Consider the following 17120-nt stretch of genomic DNA (forward strand, 5'->3'; position numbering starts at 1 on the left):
CAAGCCCGCTCCCACAGGGTTTTGCATGAATCTGCAAATGTGGTTGGGGCCATGCGCAATGATGGCAATTCAGTTTCAGTTAAGTTCATCCCGCTAAGGTGCCCACCGTAGCTGCACATAAAAATACGGAGACACCCATGAAAACCCTGACTGCCCTGTCCATCGCCGCGATCATCGGCCTGACCGCCAGCCTCGCCCACGCCCGCGATCTTGGCCCCGATGAAGCCCTGCGTCTGCGCGACGCTGGTACTATCGTGTCCTTCGAGAAGCTCAACGCCACGGCGCTGACCAGACACCCGGGGTCGACCATCACCGATACCGAGCTGGAAGAGCAGTACGGCAAGTACATCTACCAAATCGAAATGCGTGACCCGCAAGGGTTGGAGTGGGACCTGGAACTGGACGCGGTCAGTGGGCAAGTGCTCAAGGATCATCAGGATACTTAATGAAGCCGTATTTGTTACAGCCACGCACCGGCAGCCGACTGGCCCTGGTGCTATTGGCATTCTGCTCGGTGGCGGTGGCCCGTGATCTTGGCCCCGATGAAGCACTGCGTCTGCGTCAGCAGGGGGTGATCCTGCCGCTGGAACAGGTGCTGCAACAGGCACTGGATCGCTACCCCGGAGCGAAACTGCTGGAAGTCGAGCTGGAGGAAAAGCACGACGTCTATGTTTATGAAGTCGAGTTGCTGACGGTCGAGGGTGTGGCGCGCGAACTGCATCTGAAAGCCGATACCGGCCAATTACTCAAAGACAAGGAAGATTGACCGATGCGTTTGCTTCTGGTGGAAGACCACGTGCCGCTCGCCGACGAACTGATCGCCGGCCTGCAGCGCCAAGGCTACGCGGTGGACTGGCTGGCGGACGGGCGCGATGCGGTTTATCAGGGCAGCAGCGAGCCCTATGACCTGATCATTCTCGACCTCGGCCTGCCCGGCGTTCCCGGGCTTGATGTGCTGGCGCAATGGCGTGCCGGTGGCCTGTCGACCCCGGTGCTGATCCTCACCGCCCGCGATTCCTGGGCCGAGCGCATCGAAGGCCTGAAGGCCGGCGCCGACGATTACCTGACCAAACCGTTCCATCCCGAAGAGCTGCATTTGCGAGTGCAGTCGTTGCTGCGCCGCTCCAAGGGCCAGGCCAACCAGCCGACGCTCAAGGCCGCCGGCCTGCATCTGGACGAAGGTCGCCAGTGCGTGATTCGCGACGGCAGCGAGATTCAGCTGACCGCCGCGGAATTCCGCCTGCTGCGTTATTTCATGCTGCACCCGGAACAGATCCTGTCGAAAACCCACCTCGCCGAGCACCTCTACGACGGCGAGACCGAGCGTGATTCCAACGTCCTCGAAGTTCACGTCAACCATCTGCGGCGCAAGCTTGGTAAAGCCGTGATCGAAACCCGTCGCGGCCAGGGTTACCTGTTCGGCGGGCAAGCTTCGTGAGGTCGATCCAGCGCCGTTTGAGCCTGGGCTTGATCAGTGTGATGGTGATCGTCGGCGTGGTGCTGGCGCAAACCAGTCTGTGGTTGTTCGAAGTCGGTTTGCAGCGCTATCTCGAAGCCGGTCTGCGCAACGACAGCGAAAGCCTGCTGGTGGCGCTGGTGCGCGGCCCGCAGGGTTTGCAGCTGGATGAGCGGCACCTGTCGCCGGCCTATCAGCGACCGTTTTCCGGGCACTACTTCCGCATCGATTTTGCCGACAGCCACTGGCGCTCGCGTTCGCTGTGGGATCAGGATCTGCCGCTGCTGGAACACCCCGGTTTGCACAGCAACCTGCAACTGGGGCCGGACGGTCAGCAGTTGCTGGTATTGCGCTCGGACTATCGACGTCTGGGGCAGTCGATCTCGATCAGCGTCGCCCAGGATTACACCCCGGTGCGCGAGAGTTTCCAGCGCATGCGCCAGATCGGCCTCGGTCTGGGGTTGGCCGGGTTGCTGCTGATTCTGCTCCTGCAACGGCTGACGGTGCGCCGCGCGTTGAAGCCGCTGGAACGCGCGCGCGAACAGATCGCCCAGTTGCAGCAGGGTCAGCGCTCGCAGTTGGACGATCAGGTGCCGGTAGAGCTGGAGCCGCTGGTGGCGCAGATCAACCATTTGCTGGCGCACACCGAAGACAGCCTCAAGCGTTCACGCAATGCACTGGGCAATCTGGGGCATGCGCTGAAAACGCCGTTGGCGGTGCTTTTGAGTCTGGCATCGAGCGAAAAACTCGACGCCCATCCGGAGCTGCGCAAGATCCTCAAGGAACAACTGGAGCAGGTGCAACAGCGGCTCAATCGTGAACTCAATCGCGCACGGTTGTCCGGTGATGCGCTGCCGGGTGCGTTGTTCGACTGTGACGCGGAATTGCCGGGCCTGCTGACGACGCTGAACATGATCCACGGCGAGCATCTGGCGCTGAGCTACGTCGCGCCACCTGGGCTGCAACTGCCTTGGGATCGCGAGGACTTGCTGGAGCTGCTTGGCAACCTGCTCGACAACGCCTGCAAGTGGGCGGATGCCGAGGTGCGTCTGAGTGTGATCGAACGAACTGACGGCTACGCCCTGAGCGTTGAAGATGACGGGCCGGGGATTCCCGAAGAGCAACGCACTCAGGTGTTCAGCCGTGGCACGCGGCTCGACGAGCAGACTGACGGGCATGGTCTGGGGCTGGGGATTGTGCGCGATATCGTCGAGACGTGGGGCGGCGTGCTGGTGCTGGGCGAGAGCGAGTGGGGCGGGTTGAAGGTAGTGATCGAATTGCCTCGGCGGTGAGTCTTGGAAGCCCCTCACCCTAACCCTCTCCCGGGGGGAGAGGGGACTGACCGAGGTGTTTTTTCGAGCTACACCGAAATGAGATATCGCGCCGGACTCCAGCCTTGAAGCCTACGGAGATCGGCTCCCTTTCCCCCTCGCTCCCTTGGGGGAGAGGGCTGGGGTGAGGGGGAAAGCCCACTGACACCCCACCACCTTCGAATCAGACCCGGAACTGATCCATCAGACTCTGCTGCTGATTCGCCAGGCTGTTCAGCGACTGGCTCACCCGCGCCGACTCATTGGCCTGCCCGGACAGCGATTCGGTCACGTCACGAATGGTCGCCACGTTGTTGTTGATCTCCTCGGCCACCGCGCTCTGTTCTTCCGCCGCGCTGGCGATCTGCAGGTTCATGTCGCTGATCACCGTCACTGCATCGCCGATCTGGCGCAGTGCGGTCACCGCTTGCCCGACCTGCTCGACACTGCCCTGAGCCTGACGATGGCTGTTGCCCATCGACCCGACCACATCCTGAGTACCGGTCTGCAGTTGTTCGATCACCTGACGGGTTTCTTCCACCGACTCTTGGGTGCGGCGGGCGAGGTTGCGCACTTCGTCGGCGACCACGGCAAAACCGCGCCCGGCTTCACCGGCACGCGCTGCTTCGATCGCGGCGTTGAGGGCCAGCAGGTTGGTCTGTTCGGCAATGGCGCGGATGGTTTCCAGCACGGTGCCGATCTTTTCGCTGTTGGCGGCCAGGCCTTCGACTTGAACCATCGCCGCGCTCATGTCGGCGGCCAGGGTGTCGATGCTCGCAGTGGTGCGGTCGATCACGGTCAGGCCCTGACGGGTGGCGCGGTCGGCGTCCTTCGCCGCTTCGGCGGCTTGCGCGGCGCTGCGCGCAACGTCCTGCGCGGTGGCGCTCATTTCGTGGGACGCAGTGGCGACCTGATCGACCTGACGGTATTGCTGTTCCATGCCGGCGCTGGTCTGGGTGGCGATGGCCGAGGACTGGTCGGCGGTGTTGCGTGCGTCCTGCACCGAGCGTTTCACCTCGGCGATGATCGGTTGCAACTTGTCGAGGAACTTGTTGAACCAGCCGGCCAGTTGACCGAGTTCATCCTGCTTGTCATAGGCCAGACGGCGGGTCAGATCACCTTCACCACTGGCGATGTCTTCGAGCATATGCGCCACGCCGAGGATCGGTTTGGTCACGCTGCGCGCCATCAGCCACACCAGCAGCAGGCCGACCAATGCCGCCAGCACGCCGAGGCTCAGCTCGATCAGGGTGCCGGAGTTGTTGCTCGCATCGAGTTGCTGCTTGAGCGCTTCGGCGCGGCTGACCAGCACCTTTTCCGGCACGTCGAGCAACACGCCCCACGACGGGCCGCCGGGGATCGGCTGGAACGGCGACAACACTTTCAACTGGCCGTTGCTGTGCAGGCTGCTGACGCTGCTGCTGGCGGCGAGTTGACGCAGCAGTTCGGCGCCGCTGACGGTATCCACGGCATCCAGGCGCTTGCTCAGTTTGCTGGCGTCCGGGCTGTAGCCGGCGAGCAGACCGGTGGGGCTGATGATGCTCACGGCAGTCTGGCCGTCGTAGAGCTTTTTGCTCGCGCCCTGGCTGATCGCTTGCAGGCTGTTGAGGTTGATGTCTACCGACAGCGAGGCGATGACTTTACCGTTGACCATCAGCGGGAAGACGATGCTGGTCATCAGCACGTTCTGACCGTCGATCACATAGAAGTACGGTTCGATCACGCACGGCTTGAGCGTGGTGCGCGGGCAGGTAAACCAGGCGTTGGCGGCCTGACCGCTGGGGCCGGTGCTGGTGTCGGCCATGTCGCTTTCCGGAAGTGCCATCGAGGTGACTTTGCCGGGCGTCGGCTGCGACCAGTACAGGGCGAAGCGGCCCTTGTCGTTGCTGCCCAGCTCGGCCTGACCGGCGAACAGTTCATCCTTGCCATCCAGCGCGTTGGCTTCGAACACCAGCGACAGACCGAGCAGATCCGGGTTGGCTTGCAGGGCGGACTTGACCTGGCGGGTCATGTCTTCGCGCAGGTCGAAGGCGTCGAGGAAGCGCTTCTCGGCCTGTTCGCGCAGGAACAGCACCTGCCGCGAGAAACCGTGACCGTATTGATAGGCGTCCATGAACTGCTGGCGAATCCCGGCAGCCTGCACTTCGCCTTGGGATTCAATGCGCGCCTGGGCTGACTCGGTCAGCATCTCCATGCTCGAAGCTTTCACCAGCTCGGAGCTGTGCTCCATGCGATACAGCGAAAGACCCACCAGCAGGGTCACGATGCCCGCCAGGCACAGGCCGGCGAGCAGGGTGATTTTCCATTGAATGGAAAGTTGTCTGAGCGACATGGAGACGTCCTTATTCGATAAATATCTGAGACTTTGCACTGTAACGGCCGCGTTTCGGCTTTCTTTATTGTTCAGACGCAATATGACCAATTGCCGCATGCTGGCGATCAGATACCTGTGGTGAGGGGATTTATCCCCGATGGGGGGCGAAGCCGCCCTCACAATCGTTCAAAGAAATTGCATAGTCAGGTTTGGCGACTGCTGCGCAGCCGATCGGGGATAAATCCCCTCGCCACAGGGTTCTCCATTGCCCGTTACATTGATCTCCTTACCGCAGGGTTCTGCATTGTCAGTTACATTTCAGTTCAGCCGCTCGCTTTGACACCGCCGCCACTCTGCGGCACAGTGCGCGCCCTTCTAATAAGACCCTCTTTGCAAATCCGCCGGTCAAGCGTTGGCGGACTCATCCTGTCTGGCGGTGATGATTTCATCGCAGTGTTTTTGAGGTAGTGAAATGAATGCAGTGATTGCTGCGGTCGGCGTCATGCTGATCCTCAGCCTGTCCCGCGTGCACGTGGTGATCGCCCTGATCGTCGGTGCGCTGGTCGGTGGCCTGACCGGTGGTCTGGGCATCGACGCCACGCTCAAGGCGTTCAACAGCGGCCTGGGTGGCGGGGCGACGGTAGCATTGTCCTACGCGTTGCTCGGCGCTTTTGCCGTGGCGATTGCCAAGTCCGGACTGGCCCATGCGCTGGCCGACAAGGCCCTGGCGATGGTCGACCGCCAACACTCGACCGGCGGCGGCAGCGTCAAGTGGCTGCTGATCGGCCTGCTGTGGGTGGTGGCGATTGCCTCGCAGAACATCCTGCCGATCCACATTGCGTTCATCCCGCTGCTGGTGCCGCCGCTGCTCTATGTACTGACCAAGTTGCAGCTGGATCGCCGGCTCATCGCCTGCGTCATGACCTTCGGCCTGATCACCCCGTACATGGTGTTCCCGGTGGGTTTCGGCAACATCTTCCTCAACCAGATCCTGCTGGCCAACGTCAGCAAGGCCGGGGTCGATATCAGCCAGATCAACGTCATGCACGCCATGGCGATTCCGGCCCTGGGCATGGTCTTCGGCCTGTTGATGGCGGTGTTTTTCAGCTATCGGAAAAAGCGCGTTTACGATCTGGAGAAGATCGAGCAGGTCGAGCAAGTCAGCGTCGCCTACAACCCGAAGACCATTGGCATTGCCGGTCTGGCAATCGCCGCCGCGTTCATCATTCAGTTGCTGCTGGATTCGATGATTATCGGCGCACTGGCCGGGTTCCTGATCTTCTCGGCCTCGGGCATCGTCAAGTGGCGCGAGACCGATGACCTGTTTACCGAAGGCATGAAAATGATGGCGATGATCGGCTTCATCATGATCTCTGCCTCGGGTTTCGCCGAAGTGCTCAAGGCTACCGGCGAAGTGCGCTCGCTGGTCGAAAGTGCGGCGGCGTGGATCGATCACAGTCAGGCGATCGGCGCGCTGTTGATGCTGCTGGTGGGCCTGATGGTAACCATCGGTATCGGCTCGTCGTTCTCCACGGTGCCGATTCTGGCGGCGATTTTCGTGCCGCTGTGCGTGCAGTTGGGCTTCAGCCCGATGGCCATCGTGTGCATCGTCGGCACCGCCGGGGCGCTGGGCGACACCGGCTCGCCGGCCTCGGACTCGACACTGGGCCCGACCTCCGGGCTGAACGTCGATGGCCAGCATCACCACATCTGGGACACCGTGGTCCCGACCTTCCTGCACTACAACCTGCCGCTGCTGGCGTTTGGCTGGGTGGCCGCGATGGTGTTGTAAACGCTGAAACCTGTGGGAGCGGGCTTGCTCGCGAATGCGGTGTATCAGAAACATAAATGTTGACTGACACGACGCCTTCGCGAGCAAGCCCGCTCCCACAGGGGAATGCGGTGAATCCCCCGCTCAACTTTTGCTTGCGCGTGCCGTTAACGCCTTTAACCACGCCAATAAAACCAAAAGAGTGAGCCCCCCCATGCGCTTGAGTCTCAAGGCCAAAGTCCTGTCCCTTGCCGTCCTGCCGGTGCTGCTCTTTGCGCTGGTCATCAGCCTGACCACGCTGTTCATTCTCCAGCAACAGGCGCACACCGAAGTCGAACAGACCCGCGAGCGCCTGCTGGCCGACGCCAAGGCCACGCTGCAAAGTTACGTCGCCGTGGCGATGACCACGATCAAGCCGCTGTACGACGCTGCCGCCCCCGGTGACAACGCGGCGCGGGCGCAGGCGATCAAGCTGCTGTCGGGCATCCGCTACGGCAAGGACGGCTACTTCTTCGGCTACGACTCCGAGACCGTGCGCCTGTTCAAGGCCAACGATCCCGAAGGCGTGGGCAAAAGTTTCAAGGACAACCGTGACCCGAACGGCGTCTACGTCAACCTCGGCCTGGTGAAAGTGGCGAAGGACGGCACCCACTATCTGCAATACAGCTCGCCACTGCCGGGCAATGCCAACGTGCTGGTGCCGAAACTCGGTTACACCGAGTACCTGGCGAAATGGGACATGGCGGTCGGTACCTCGGTCAACCTCGACGGCATCGAAGCGCAAGTCGCGGTGGTGCAGGCGCAAGTGCAGGAGCGCATGGAAGGGGTGATCCTCAGCATCGTTGGTGTGGCGCTGGTGGTGCTGTTGGTGATTGCCATCGCGGGGATGCTGCTGGCCAACACCATTCTGCGCCCGCTGAACCTGATGAAAGCCAACCTCGACGACATCGCGGCGGGCGAGGGCGATCTGACCCGTCGGCTGAACATCACCAGCCAGGACGAACTCGGCGAACTGGCTGGCTCGTTCAACCGTTTCGTCGACAAGATCCACGGTCTGGTGCGGCAGATCACCGAGATGACCACGCAACTGACCGGCCTGGTGACCCAGGTTTCCGATCAGGCTCAGCGTTCCGATCAGGCGATGGAGCGTCAGCGCCACGAGACCGATCAGGTCGCCACGGCGATCAACGAGATGTCCGCCGCTGCTCAGGAAGTTGCCAAGAGCGCGCAGAACGCCGCCGTCGCCGCGCAGCAGACCGATGAAGAAGGCCAGAGCGCCAAACGCGTGGTGGCTGGCAGCATCAAACAGATTCATGCGCTGGTGGATGACATTCGCAGCAGCGGCGTGTCGCTCGACAGCCTGCAGCAGGACGTGTCGTCGATTGTCGGCGTGCTCGGGGTGATCCGCTCGATTGCCGAGCAGACCAACCTGCTGGCCCTGAACGCGGCGATTGAAGCGGCGCGCGCCGGGGAGGCCGGGCGTGGCTTTGCGGTGGTGGCGGACGAAGTGCGAGCACTGGCCAGCCGCACGCAGATCAGCACCCAGGAAATTCAGGGCATGATCGATCGCCTGCAGGCCGGCACGCAGTCGGCAGTCGAGGCGATGCGCCGTTCCAGTGAAGCGGGCGATGGCACCTCGGCGCAGGCCAATCAGGCCGGGGCGTCGCTGGACGCCATGGCTGACCTGATCGCGACCATCAACTCGATGAACGCGCAGATCGCCAGCGCAGCCGAGGAACAAACCGCGGTGGCCGAAGAGATCAACCGCAGCGTGCATCAGATCGCGGTGGCGGTGGACAGCGTGGCGGATGAGACCCAGTTGGGCGCGCAGACTTCGCGCAGCCTGGCCGAACTTGGCCGGCGATTGGGCAAACTGGTGGGCCAGTTCCGTATTTAAGGTTGCTGCAAAAACTTTGTGGGAGCGGGCTTGCTCGCGAAGGCGTCGTGTCAGATACAGAATCGTTGACTGACACGACGCCTTCGCGAGCAAGCCCGCTCCCACATTGGGTTTTGTGCAAGGCTCATGGTCTGTCCCAGTAGGGCACTTCGCCGAAGCACTCGACGAAGAAATCAATCACCGTCCGCACCTTGACCGACAGCCGCCGACTCCCCGGCCACAGCACCGCGATCTGCTGCGGTTCGAGGCTGTTCGACACCTGATGGTCCCCCAGCACCGGTACCAGCCTGCCTTCGCGCACCGCTTCACCAATCAGCCATGACGGAAACATCACCAACCCGAGGCCTTGCTCGGCCGCTTGGGTGAGGGTGTCGGCGTGGTTGCCGGTGATCGGGCCTTTGACCGAGTAGGGCGTCCAGTCGCCCTGATCCCGCCGGAAAAACCAGCGTTGCTGACCGGTCGCGCCTTTGTAGGCCAGGCATTGGTGCTGCGCCAGATCCTCCGGGTGTTGCGGTGTGCCGTGGCGCTTCAGATAAGCCGGGCTGGCCGCGACCTGGAAACGGTGCGGCGCGAGAATCCGCGCCTGCATGCTCGAGTCGTGCATCGGGCCGATGCGGAACAGCAGGTCGGCGCCTTCCTGCAACGGGTCGACGTAATGGTCGGTCTGCTGGATGTCCAGTTGCAGCTTCGGATAGCGCGCGCACAACTGACCGAGCCACGGTGTCAGATGGCGTTGGCCGAACACCACCGGCGCGTTGATCCGCACCAGCCCGGTGGGTTCGCTTTGCTGTTCCTGCAACGCCTGCTCGGCTTCTTCCAGTTGCACCAGAACCAGCCGCGCATGGTGGCCGAGCATGCGCCCGGCCTCGGTCGGCGTCACGGCGCGGGTGTGGCGGTAGAGCAATTGCTGGTTCAGCGCCTGCTCCATCAACTGGATCTGCCGCGAGATCGAAGAGGGCGCCACGCCCTCGCGCCGGGCGACTTCGGAAAAACTGCCGTGGTCGAGCACCGCCACAAATAGCCTCAGCGCTTTGAAGCCCAGTTCATTCAGCCCGTGCATGGAATCGTCCTGCTGTGCGAGTTGCGCAAAAGTGTTGTCTGGATGCTCCCATTTATCGCACAGCGGCGCCAGCCGATAATCCGCGCCATCGTTTACTTGCGTGGGTTTTGGATGATGCAGACGTTGGAAGAAGTGAGTGTGGCGGCGCCGGCGACTCGGCCGGGGTTGCGCCTGTTGTTGCTGCCGCTGGTGATTCTGGCCGGCATGGGTCTGTCGGTGGAGGCCGGGTTGCTGGGGCCGTTGGGGGAGCAGGTCGGACATCTGTGGGCGACTTTGAGCATCTTCGGCGTGGGTTCGGCGATTCTGTTTTTGCTGCTGTTGTTCGCCGGCCCGCAGAAAGGCCCGGCGCTGACTGACCTGCCGCGCTGGCAGTTGATCGGCGGACTCCTCGGGCCGATCTATGTGGTGGTGCTGACCCTGGCGACACCGCATATCGGGATTGCGATGACGATGATCGCGATTTTGTCCGGGCAGGTCGGCAAGAGTGTGCTGATCGACCATTTCGGCTGGTTCGGCGCGACGCGCAAGAAGGTCAATGCCGAGCGGTGGCTGGCATTGGGGTTGATTGTGGTGGCATTGGTTCTGATTGCGCGGGGTTGAAGATGAGTCTGGTTATTTTGTTGGCAGTGGTGGTGTTGGCGGGCGCGGTGTTGAGTGTCCAGGCGGCGATCAATGGACGGCTCGGTGAAAGCGTCGGGGTGTTGCGCAGCAGTTTGCTGACGTTTTTCGTCGGGGCGGTGATCACCGGGTTGTTGATTGTGTTTTTTGAGCCGGCCCATGCGGTGAGTTTGCTCGATGTGCCGAAGTGGCAGGTCTGCGGGGCGCTTTTTGGGGTGGTTTACATGATGGTGATGGTCGGCGCAGTGCCTGTTGTCGGGACGGCGGTGGCGACTGTTGCGGTGATTGTTGGTCAACTTGGGATGGGGATGTTGATTGATAATTTTGGCTGGTTGGGGAATCCGGCGATCGAGCTTTCGTCTTCGCGGGTGTTGGCGATGGTTTGTCTGGGGTTGGCTTTGGTCTTTATGTATCGGAGTAGTGTTCGTCGTTCTGATTGAGTTTTGGGTGTATATCCGTTTTTTTGGTGAAGGCTGATTAGGGTTCCGCCCTTACGGCGGGTCACTTTTGGCAAACGCCCCAAAAGTAACCAAAAGGTCTGTGCCCTGACGTTCGGCCCTCGCTTAGGCTCGGGTTCCTTCGCTCCGGGATTCATCCGGGGGGCAGCGCCTACGGTTTGCTTCGCTGCACCTCCTCTCGCTGTGTTTGGCTGCGCCAAACGGTCGCTGCGCTCCCACCCCCGGATAAATCCCTCCACTCAGCCTGCCGACGGGCCCTGAGATCAAAAGCGGTACTCGAGCTAACGCTCATTGTGTTGAGTGGGGCGGCTTCGCCGCGTGGGGTGCACGCTCTCTAAATTGTAGGAGCCAGCCTGCTGGCGATGGCGGCCTACGAGCCGACCAATCTCTTGCGGATGCACCCGGCCCAACTGTGGGAGCGGGCTTGCTCGCGAAGGCGGCCTGCCAGCCGACCAATCTCTTGCTGATGCACCTGGCCCAACTGTGGGAGCGGGCTTGCTCGCGAAGGCGGCCTGTCAGCCGACCAATCTCCAACTGAATACACCCAATCCCATGTAGGAGCTGCCGAAGGCTGCGATCTTTTGATCCGATTTGGCTTTGGCTTTGGCTTTTGATGTGGCTTTTGATCTTCAGCCCCTTCGGCAGGCCGAGCGGAGGTGTTCATCCGGGGGTTAGGCGCGCAGCGCCATGCGGCGAAGCCGCATCCATCGAGAGGAGGTGCAGCGAAGCAAACCGGAGGCGATGCCCCCGGATGGACACCGTAGCGAGGGAACACTGAGCCTCAGCGAAGTGCCGTACGCCGGGGCAAAGCCTTTTGGGTTACCTTTTCGGCGTTTGGAAAAGGTGACTCGCTGTAAGAGCGAAACCGCCAGCGGCAGCACCCGAAAAAACGGATATACACCCAATCCCCAAGATCCAAATCGCACCCAAGCAAAATCAAAAGATCGTCCGAACGCGGCCCGAGCCTTCGTCAGCTCCTACACTGGTATTTACGGCTTATCCCAAAAGCCCAGACAACCACCAAAAAAGGAGTCTGCCCCCATGCCCGATAGAAAATGCGACTGCCCCAACTGCAAATGCACCATCAAAGAAGGCGACCACTCTTACGCCGTACACGGCAAACACTACTGCTGCGAGGCCTGCGCGCACCACCACAAGGGCGGTGAAGAGTGTTCAAGCAAGGGCTGCCATTGCGCCCACCCCAAATAATCCCGCGCAAAAAAAGTGGAGCCTAATCAGGCTCCACTTGCAGTTTCAGGCTTTCATCATCCAGCCGTTCGGTACGGCGTACCGTGCCTTGCAGTCGTCGACCGTCGACCCTGACCACCACGGTTTTCGCCTGGTCGAGATCTTCCGGTAACGGCGCCGGCACGCGCAGGGCGAAGCTATACGGATCGTCTTCGACAGCCTCAAGACCCACCTGACAGTCCACGCTTTTGGTAATACGACCGAACAGAGTGTCCAGTCCGTAATCCAGATGTGCCGGGCTGAAGATGCTGGTCATTGTGTACGCCCCCAAAGAGTCCCCATTGCCTGGCGAGAGTCTAGCTCGCCGGTCGCCATGTGACGTTTTCCACGCCGAATTTCTCCGCCATCGGTTTGCTGGTCTTTTGTACCTTTTCCCGGCCGAAACGCGGGATGCGACCCACGCCGGCGTCGCAGCTTGCCCAGTGCCACGCCTCGGCGTTGTCCATTTTGTCCGAACGGATAATGAACGACTTGGGCGTGCCGTGAAGGGTGTAGTCGATGACAAACAGTTTTGCGTTGTTCATAAAGCCCGTAATCCTCCCTGTGGTATTAGAAGGATCACCGCGCACCGGGAAAATTCACTCGGATTGTCCGACGGTATCTATCGTTGGCGACGCATGGGCGCAGTGGTTAACATGGCCGCTCCGCCAACCCCCAATGATTGCTCGCCATGGCCCTCGCCGCCCCCCCTGATTTGAGTGATACCGATGTCCCGGTGCAGCCGCTGGCGCGCACGTATCCGCGTGGCTTGTTCATCGAGCCGCACGAGCATGTCTGGGGGCAGTTGCTGTATGCGATGAGCGGGGTGATGTGGGTCGAGACGCCGCATGAGGCGCTGGTGGTGCCGCCGCAGCGGGCGGTGTGGTTGCCGCCCGGGGTGCCGCATGGGATTCGGGTGGTGTCGGACTTGCAGATGCGCAACATTTACCTGCGACCGGTGCTGGCGGCGACACTGGATTCTACCGTGCAGGTGATCGAGGTCGGTGGGCTGTTGCGTGAGTTGATCGTCGGGCTGGTGGAGCAGGGCGACAGCGGCGAGCCGGCCTATTACGAGGCCCTGGTCGGGCTGGCGCTACTGGAACTCAAGCGCGCCCGGCGCTCGCAACTGAAGATCCCGCTGCCGGACGATTCCGACCGGCGCCTGATGAATTTGTGCCAGGCGGTGATGGTGGCACCGTCGCTGGAGATCCCGTTCGAGCAGCACGCGGAAAACGCCGGGGCCAGCGTGCGCACGCTGGCGCGGTTGTTCAAGGACAGCCTGGGCATGGGCTTCGCCGAATGGCGGCGGCAGGTGCAACTGGCGACGGCGGTGGCCGAGTTGATTCAGGGCGTGCCAGTGAGTGCGATTGCTCGCGAGCTGGGGTATTCGCCGAGCAGTTTCAGTGACATGTTCCGGCGCGAGCTGGGTGTGGCGCCTTCGCAATTTATGACCACCTGAGCGCAACTCTTGTGGGAGCGGGCTTGCTCGCGAAAGCGTTATGTCTGTGAAGAATAAGAGACTGACCCGCCGCCTTCGCGAGCAAGCCCGCTCCCACAGGGGACAGCAGTGAACTCACGGATTTGGCCGAAATTCAGAAGTCCTTGGCCGACGCCTCCGCTCATCCTTCCCTAGACTCTGCCCATTGTCTTTTCGCGGCGGAGTTTCCTCCATGAACTATCTGATTTCGCTGGCCATCGGTCTGGGTGTCGGCCTGCTCTATGGCGCGCTGAATTTCCGTTCCCCGGCGCCACCGGCCATTGCGCTGGTGGGGCTGCTGGGCATGCTCGCGGGTGAGCAGTTGTGGCCGATGGGCCGGCAACTGGTCGCCGGTTGGTGGTCCTGAACTGTCCTTTTTTCCTTTGGTGGATGTCCTCATGAAAGCACTGCAATTCGATAAAACCGGCGACCTGTCTTCCTTGCGTTTCGTTGACGTGCCGACCCCGGTGCCTGGCGCTGATGAAGTGCTGGTCGAGATCAAGGCCGCCGGCCTGAACCCCAGCGATGTGAAGAACGTGCTCGGGCGTTTTCCGTACACCACATTGCCGCGGATTCCCGGTCGTGATTTCGCAGGCGTAGTGGTGCAAGGGCCGCAAGCGTTGATCGGTAAAGAGGTCTGGGGCACCGGGCGCGACCTGGGCTTTTTTGCCGATGGCTCCCATGCGCAGTTCGTCAAACTGCCGGCCACCGGAGTGGCAGCCAAACCGGCGCATCTGAGTTTCGCCCAGGCTGCGAGCCTCGGCGTGCCGTACACCACGGCGTGGGATGCGCTGGAGCGCAGCCTGGTGACTGGCGAAACACGTTTGCTGGTGATCGGCGGCGGTGCGGTGGCCACGGCGGCGTTGGCGCTGGCCAAGGTGCGGGGTGCGCAGATTCTGGCGGCCGCGCGGCGGCCGGAGCAAGTCAAGGAGTTGCAGGCGCAGGGTTATTCGACGATTCAGCTGGATAAACCCGAAGACCTCGGCGCGCAGGTCAACGCGGTATACAGCGGCGGCGCCGACGTGATCTTCGATACCACCGGTTTCTGGCTGCCGGCCTCGGTAGCGGCATTGGCACCGTTCGGGCGCATTGCGATCATTGCCGCACCGGTCGATGGCCATGTGCAGTTGCCAGCGCTGGCGCTGTACCGCAAGGGTGGTTCGGTGGTCGGGATCAACTCGCTGCTGTACAGCGTGCAAGCCTGTGCGGCGATGCTTGAGCAGTTCGGACGCTTCTTCGATGAGGATCGGCTGCCGTTGCCACAAGGCCTGGTGGAGGTGCCGCTGGCGGAGGGGGTGCAGCGCTATGCGCAGGTGAATCAGGGCGGTGGCGACAAGATTATTCTTATCCCCTAACACCGCAAAACAACTGTGGGAGCGGGCTTGCTCGCGAAAGCGGTCTGTCAGTCACCGGATTTATTGACTGGTAAGACGCCTTCGCGAGCAAGCCCGCTCCCACATTTTTTGCTGCGCAGGTTTCAGGATTGCGGGACGCCGTTTTCCCACGCCGACCAGTTTTTCAGGATGTCCTGCACCAGCGGATTGCCGGCGCGATAGAGGTTTTCCAGCGCCGGCACGAAGCCGCCCTGATCGGCGTATTTCAGCAGGTTGTCCACTTCACTGCCGCCCGGAGCCGGGCGATCAAAGTCGGAGCCGGCGCGTACCACGGCCAGACGCTGCACATCCACCAGACCTTCACGACTGGCGCGCAGCAGGGCTTCATAGGTGGAGTTGTCCTCCTGTTGCGTGGTGCAGTATTCACCCTGATTGTCGGTCAGCAACTTGGTCCAGACCTCGGCGCGTTCGCTCAGGCGTGTACCGGAGAACCAGGTGTTGCCCGCCAGCGTGTCGCAGCGCGTAACCACTGGCGGCTGGTTGGCCGGGGCGGACGGGTATTTCAGGCGCCAGGCCGCCGACTCCTTGCTTTCACTCAGTTCGACCTTGTGGCTCAGGGCGAAGGCTTTGGCCTGCAGTTTCGGGTTGAGTTCGAAAACTTCGGTCTTGTAGTCCAACGGCGGTTTTTCGTTCGGGCCTTTGGTGTTGATGCCGAGGTAACCGGTCGGCCAGCTCGACGGCGCATCGCGCGAATCCAGCTCCCATTGCGTACCGAACTCCACCAGATAATGCGCCCACGCCGCGGTGCCGATGGTCCCGTGTTTCGGGCTGATGCCGGCGATCCCGGCGATCAGGAACCAGCTTTTGCGCAGATCGAATTTCGGCGACAGCGCCAGGGCCAGGGTCGAAGCCGCGGCGTTGGTCTGGCCCATGCCGGTGGTCAGCAGGCACACCTGCTGGCTGTTGCAGCGAATGCTCGGGTACTCGGCGGACAGCCCCGGCACGCGGATTTCCTGTTTCAGGTCGAGGCGCTCGATCCAGTTCTGCGCCTCGGGGGCGAACATGGTGATCAGCACCACTTTCGGCTGGATCGGCGCTTCAGCCGCCCAAGTAGTGGAAGAGAGCAGGGCCGCAGCGGCCAGGGTCAGACGCGTCATTGCTTGCATGAAAATCTCCTTGATTCAGAACTGGTAGCCAATGCCGGCGTAGTAGCCCCAACCGTTGGAGCGCGCGCGGAAATTGCCGTCGCCGAAGTTCAGCTCGCTGCCGTCTTCCCAGTTGCCGCCGTTGTGGAAATAGCGACCGACCAGGGTGAAACGCAAGTGGGTGAACGAATACAGCAACACGTTGGTCGCCACCGTGGCATTGGCGGTGCGCGCCGGATTGTCCTTGTGGATGTCGGAGCCGAAATCGAAATTGGTGAAGCCGATGTAGGTCAGCGACGCGCCGTTGCTGAATTTGTCGATGGGCACGATGTACTTGAGCTGGGCGCGGTAGCCGTCCCACGAATACTCATTGCTCGCACCGTAGTTTTCCCACTGGTAGCGCCCGTACAGGTTGGCCGACAGGTTGACCCGCGAATGGGTGTCGATGTCGGTGCCGAAGCCGCTGTACAGCGTGTTGGCGCGGTTCTCCTTGCGGCTGCCGTGATCGTAGATCCAGTCGAACGCCACGTACCATTCCTTGAACGGGCCGATGGCCAGGCTGCGGCCGGCGAGGTAGTCGATGGAGATGCGCGGCTCGTGTTCCATGAACACTGGCGAGCCGTGATCCCACACACCTTTGTCGTGGCTGTTGCCGATGTTGAAGATCTTCGGAATGTCTATGTAGCCGTACAGCTCGAACGGCCCCTTGCGCCCGAAGTATTCGTATTCCAGATAGATATCGTCGGCCGGCTGCGGCCCGAAACTGATGTCCTTGCTGCCGATCAGCGTCAGGTCCTGGTTGTACCAGTCCGACAGGTAAGCGCCTTTTTTCGGCGGGGCAGCTTCCGGGCTGAGAGCCTCGCCCTGAGCGGACTCTTCGGGCAGGACCGGTTGCGCCAGTGCGGTATGGCTGAGAACTCCGGTAACGCCGGTCAGTAGCAGGGAAACAGCGAACGTGCGCGCAAATGGGGCGCGGAGAAGGGAAGCGGCGTGCATTCAAAGTCCTTTTTTGCGGATCGAGGCCCGGTTTCTGCGGGTCTGTACGTTTTTGTT

The 17120-nt window shown here is 61.7% G+C and carries 18 protein-coding genes; 12 read left to right on the forward strand and 6 right to left on the reverse strand.

All coding sequences use genetic code 11. The annotated features are described in order from the left end of the window. Nucleotides 1-137 precede the first annotated feature (137 nt). Genes V9L13_RS02230 through V9L13_RS02245 form a run of 4 tightly spaced genes read left to right on the forward strand, consistent with a single transcriptional unit; the run spans nt 138 to nt 2748 of the window. Nucleotides 138-446 (forward strand): PepSY domain-containing protein, encoded by a 309-nt coding sequence (locus V9L13_RS02230; protein ID WP_003223509.1) that lies wholly within the window; start codon nt 138-140, stop codon nt 444-446. Next, entirely contained in the window at nt 446-766 is a 321-nt protein-coding gene (locus V9L13_RS02235) for a PepSY domain-containing protein (RefSeq protein ID WP_338801333.1), read from the forward strand. The genes V9L13_RS02230 and V9L13_RS02235 overlap by 1 nt, the downstream gene beginning before the upstream one ends. A gap of 3 nt (nt 767-769) precedes the next feature. Next, nucleotides 770-1438 (forward strand): response regulator transcription factor, encoded by a 669-nt coding sequence (locus V9L13_RS02240; protein WP_338801334.1) that lies wholly within the window; start codon nt 770-772, stop codon nt 1436-1438. Then, a complete protein-coding gene (locus tag V9L13_RS02245) occupies nt 1435-2748 on the forward strand; it encodes a sensor histidine kinase (RefSeq protein WP_338801335.1) in 1314 nt (437 codons plus the stop codon). Before V9L13_RS02240 ends, V9L13_RS02245 begins: the two co-directional genes overlap by 4 nt. 202 nt (nt 2749-2950) lie before the next feature. On the opposite strand, the gene V9L13_RS02250 is transcribed toward V9L13_RS02245, so the two are convergent. Continuing rightward, on the reverse strand, nt 2951-5098 hold the full coding sequence (locus V9L13_RS02250) for a methyl-accepting chemotaxis protein (protein ID WP_103522020.1): 2148 nt from the start codon (nt 5096-5098) through the stop codon (nt 2951-2953). A gap of 454 nt (nt 5099-5552) precedes the next feature. Here V9L13_RS02250 and V9L13_RS02255 point away from each other — a divergent pair, with 454 nt between their 5' ends. Together V9L13_RS02255 and V9L13_RS02260 are read left to right on the forward strand one after the other, a co-directional pair. After that, a complete protein-coding gene (locus V9L13_RS02255) occupies nt 5553-6872 on the forward strand; it encodes a Na+/H+ antiporter NhaC family protein (RefSeq protein WP_003223519.1) in 1320 nt (439 codons plus the stop codon). 193 nt (nt 6873-7065) lie between these two features. Beyond that, complete coding sequence (locus V9L13_RS02260) at nt 7066-8748, forward strand: methyl-accepting chemotaxis protein (protein ID WP_338801336.1); 1683 nt, start codon at nt 7066-7068, stop codon at nt 8746-8748. 124 nt (nt 8749-8872) lie between these two features. Here V9L13_RS02260 and V9L13_RS02265 read toward each other — a convergent pair whose 3' ends face one another. Continuing rightward, the gene (locus tag V9L13_RS02265) at nt 8873-9808 is read right to left on the reverse strand and encodes a LysR family transcriptional regulator (protein ID WP_338801337.1); all 936 of its coding nucleotides are present in this window, start codon (nt 9806-9808) and stop codon (nt 8873-8875) included. A gap of 114 nt (nt 9809-9922) precedes the next feature. Here V9L13_RS02265 and V9L13_RS02270 point away from each other — a divergent pair, with 114 nt between their 5' ends. The 3 genes from V9L13_RS02270 to V9L13_RS02280 all read left to right on the forward strand — a co-directional run bounded on the left by V9L13_RS02270 (nt 9923) and on the right by V9L13_RS02280 (nt 12093). Then, nucleotides 9923-10408 carry a DMT family transporter gene (locus tag V9L13_RS02270; protein WP_201138544.1) on the forward strand — a complete coding sequence of 162 codons (486 nt, stop codon included), beginning with the start codon at nt 9923-9925 and terminating at the stop codon, nt 10406-10408. Nucleotides 10409-10410: 2 nt separating this feature from the next. Then, entirely contained in the window at nt 10411-10866 is a 456-nt protein-coding gene (locus tag V9L13_RS02275) for a DMT family transporter (RefSeq protein WP_121184635.1), read from the forward strand. Between the two features lie 1059 nt (nt 10867-11925). Then, the gene (locus tag V9L13_RS02280; protein ID WP_003223525.1) at nt 11926-12093 is read left to right on the forward strand and encodes a metallothionein; all 168 of its coding nucleotides are present in this window, start codon (nt 11926-11928) and stop codon (nt 12091-12093) included. A gap of 22 nt (nt 12094-12115) precedes the next feature. Here the strand turns inward: V9L13_RS02280 and V9L13_RS02285 are convergent, their stop codons facing one another. After that, nucleotides 12116-12388 (reverse strand): hypothetical protein, encoded by a 273-nt coding sequence (locus V9L13_RS02285; RefSeq protein ID WP_003223526.1) that lies wholly within the window; start codon nt 12386-12388, stop codon nt 12116-12118. Between the two features lie 40 nt (nt 12389-12428). Next, a complete protein-coding gene (locus tag V9L13_RS02290) occupies nt 12429-12656 on the reverse strand; it encodes a DUF6555 family protein (protein WP_003223528.1) in 228 nt (75 codons plus the stop codon). A 146-nt stretch (nt 12657-12802) separates the two neighbouring features. Between V9L13_RS02290 and V9L13_RS02295 the strand changes: the two genes are divergently transcribed. From V9L13_RS02295 to V9L13_RS02305, 3 genes are all read left to right on the forward strand, one after another. Next, nucleotides 12803-13570 carry a helix-turn-helix transcriptional regulator gene (locus V9L13_RS02295; protein ID WP_338801338.1) on the forward strand — a complete coding sequence of 256 codons (768 nt, stop codon included), beginning with the start codon at nt 12803-12805 and terminating at the stop codon, nt 13568-13570. A gap of 211 nt (nt 13571-13781) precedes the next feature. Further along, nucleotides 13782-13955 (forward strand): DUF1427 family protein, encoded by a 174-nt coding sequence (locus tag V9L13_RS02300; RefSeq protein ID WP_338801339.1) that lies wholly within the window; start codon nt 13782-13784, stop codon nt 13953-13955. A gap of 31 nt (nt 13956-13986) precedes the next feature. Next, the gene (locus V9L13_RS02305; protein ID WP_338801340.1) at nt 13987-14943 is read left to right on the forward strand and encodes a zinc-binding alcohol dehydrogenase family protein; all 957 of its coding nucleotides are present in this window, start codon (nt 13987-13989) and stop codon (nt 14941-14943) included. A gap of 122 nt (nt 14944-15065) precedes the next feature. On the opposite strand, the gene V9L13_RS02310 is transcribed toward V9L13_RS02305, so the two are convergent. Together V9L13_RS02310 and V9L13_RS02315 are read right to left on the reverse strand one after the other, a co-directional pair. After that, nucleotides 15066-16088, reverse strand: a complete 1023-nt coding sequence (locus V9L13_RS02310) for a purine nucleoside permease (protein WP_338801341.1) — start codon at nt 16086-16088, stop codon at nt 15066-15068. A 15-nt stretch (nt 16089-16103) separates the two neighbouring features. Next, nucleotides 16104-17063, reverse strand: a complete 960-nt coding sequence (locus V9L13_RS02315; protein WP_003223538.1) for a nucleoside-specific channel-forming protein Tsx — start codon at nt 17061-17063, stop codon at nt 16104-16106. Nucleotides 17064-17120 lie beyond the last annotated feature (57 nt).

This window comes from Pseudomonas sp. RSB 5.4, from assembly GCF_037126175.1.
In the GTDB taxonomy this organism is placed as follows: domain Bacteria; phylum Pseudomonadota; class Gammaproteobacteria; order Pseudomonadales; family Pseudomonadaceae; genus Aquipseudomonas; species Aquipseudomonas fluorescens_H.